The organism is Roseibium sp. RKSG952 (assembly GCF_009711355.1).
The window spans coordinates 117,755-120,415 of record NZ_SMMF01000963.1 but is presented as its reverse complement, the minus strand read 5'-3'; the positions used below and the strand labels follow the sequence as shown (position 1 = coordinate 120,415).

General features: G+C 54.2%; 2 protein-coding genes. One reads left to right on the top strand and one right to left on the bottom strand.

The window, feature by feature from the left end:
• On the bottom strand, window positions 1-1,186 hold a 1,186-nt coding region (locus tag E1297_RS46735), incomplete at its 3' end, for a thiamine pyrophosphate-binding protein (RefSeq protein WP_244328140.1).
• 422 nt (window positions 1,187-1,608) lie between these two features.
• On the opposite strand from E1297_RS46735, the gene E1297_RS46730 reads away from it, so the two are divergent.
• A complete protein-coding gene (locus E1297_RS46730; RefSeq protein ID WP_155150932.1) occupies window positions 1,609-2,454 on the top strand; it encodes a 2OG-Fe(II) oxygenase in 846 nt (281 codons plus the stop codon).
• Window positions 2,455-2,661: the final 207 nt, after the last annotated feature.

Genomic DNA, 2,661 nt, shown 5'->3' with positions numbered 1-2,661 from the left:
CTTCGGTCGTGATGTAGCGATCATGCTTTTTCGTCAGTTCCTCAAGCCTTTGCAGCGCGTATTGCGGCTTGATCGACTTCTTGTTCTCCGAATAGGCGAGGCAGTTGATCTTGCGCCAGTCTGCGATCTGGCTTTGCCACTGTTTGACATTTGCAGCGTCTGTCTTGCGTCCACGCGCTTTCCAGACCTTCAGGATATCTTCCAGAACATGGGCAACGTCGCCAACAATCGGTATGTCCACCCGGATCACCTTGTTGATCGATGACGGGTCGATATCGATATGTGCTTTTTTCGAGTTGGGCGAGAATGCATCGATGCGTCCGGTGATCCGGTCATCGAACCGCGCGCCGATATTGATCATCAGGTCACAGTCATGCATCGCCATGTTGGCCTCATAAAGGCCGTGCATACCCAGCATTCCCAACCAGTTTTCACCTGACGCAGGATAAGCACCCAGCCCCATCAGGGTCGATGTAATTGGGAACCCAGTCGCATCCACCAGTTCGCGCAGCAACTGGCTTGCGGCAGGACCCGAGTTGATAACCCCACCGCCCGTGTAAAACACTGGCTTTTTGGCGGTTTCAATAGCTGCAACAAGCTCGGTGATCTCTTCCAGATCGCCTTTGAGTGCCGGCTGATAATGCGAAGTCGACGGTTTTGGCGGCGTGTATTCTCCGCTGGCGAACTGCACATCCTTGGGAATGTCGATCAGAACCGGGCCGGGGCGGCCAGCGGTTGCGACGTGGAACGCTTCATGCAGTGTAGACGCCAAGGAGTCCGTATCCTTCACCAGCCAGTTGTGCTTGGTGCAGGGGCGGGTAATGCCAACTGTGTCAGCCTCCTGAAATGCATCAGAGCCGATCATAAAGGTCGGCACCTGGCCGGTCAGAACCACAATCGGGATCGAGTCCAGCAACGCATCCGTCAGGCCGGTCACAGCGTTGGTGGCACCCGGGCCGGATGTAACAAGCGCAACGCCGGGCTTTCCGGTCGAGCGGGCATAACCTTCGGCGGCATGGATAGCGCCTTGCTCGTGCCGCACCAGAATGTGGCGAATGTCGTTCTGCAGAAAAATCTCATCATAGATCGGTAGCACGGCGCCGCCGGGGTATCCGAATACTGTGTCCACGCCCTGATCCTTGAGGGCTTGAACAACCATCTTTGCGCCGGTCATCTCACGTGTCATCTGCTTTGCTCCGTTCGCGACATGTGTCTTGCGTTTGACAAAAAAAAGCCCCCGAGATTTTCGGAGGCGCATGGGTTCGATTATGGTTTACCGTTACCGGCCCATGCGCGTGGTTCCTACGATTACGACTAGCGTTCTCATCGCCAGAGGCTCCTCTTTGCTTGCAGGGGACATTATGAGCGGGGGGAAGGGGCGTCAACAGGCAATCGCACCAATTTTCTATCTTGAAGGCGGTATTTTGCGACATTTTATTGCGCAGATTGACGCATGTCGGGAATTTCCGCGAATTTGATCGTGCATTTGGTGCTCATGGCACTGAATTGACTTGTCAGAATGCGTCAGGCCGATGTCCGAAACGGGCATGATCGGCGCCCTTGTCTGCGTCACGCTGATCCTGAGAGCGCAAACAAGGGAGGCGGAACATGTTACACGATCTGGTAGATCTTGGGCGGTATCCGATCGATCGGCCGGACTCACCGGCCTATGACAGGATGATCGAAGATTTGAAGCGCGAGTTGGATCAGGACGGATGCGCGGTTCTGCCCGGCTTTGTTCATGAGACCGGTATCGAGCTGTTGTTGCAGGAGGCTGACACTGTAGCGCCCAAAGCGCACCGGTCCTTCAACCGTACCAATGCCTATTTCACCAAAGACGATCCGCGTTTTGGGATCGCCCATCCGATCCGCCGCTTTTACGATCGTTCGAACGCGTTTGTGCCCGCTGACAATTTTCCAGCTTCCGGTCCGCTGCGTAGGATCTATGAGTTTGAGGGATTTCTGCCTTTCATTCGCGAAGCATTGGGAGAGGATGAGGATCGGTTCTTTAGATACGATGATCCGCTGGCTGATGTGATTATCAACGTGGTCGAGGAAGGGCAGGGCTTCCCCTGGCACTTCGACACTAACAACTACACCGTGACACTTGCGATTCAGAATGGCGAAGAGGGTGGGGCGTTTGAATATGCACCCAATCTGCGCAGCACTGAAGACGAGAATTTTGATGCGGTCGCCTCGATCCTTGACGGGAACATGGCACGTGTCAGGCAGTTAGAACTGCAGCCCGGTGATCTGCAGATTTTCAGGGGGCGATATTCTCTACATCGTGTCGCGCCGGTCAAAGGTGACCGCAGACGATATGTCGGCATTTTTTCATTCGTTGAAGCAGAGGGCATGTGTGGCGGGGTGGAGCGGACCAGACAACTTTATGGGCGGGTGCTGCCTCATCATTATGAACGTGAGGGGCTGAGGAAAGACCAGTTGCTGGATTGAACGGCTTTGACCTGTAAGATAGCGCTGTTTCAAACAGGAGATTCAGCGTGTCACAGATATTGCAGCTCACACCTTTTGTTTTTTGCTCATCTTTGAAGAAGCAGATCGACTTTTACTGCGACCGATTGGGCTTCACATGTGGTTTCACGCAGGACAACTATGCTTTCCTATCTTTGGGATCGGTTGCCATTCGCTTGCTTGAGTGTC

Coding starts and splice junctions, on each gene's coding strand:
- E1297_RS46730 (WP_155150932.1), top strand. CDS start 1,609: ATGTTACACGATCTGGTAGATCTTGGGCGGTATCCGATCGATCGGCCG.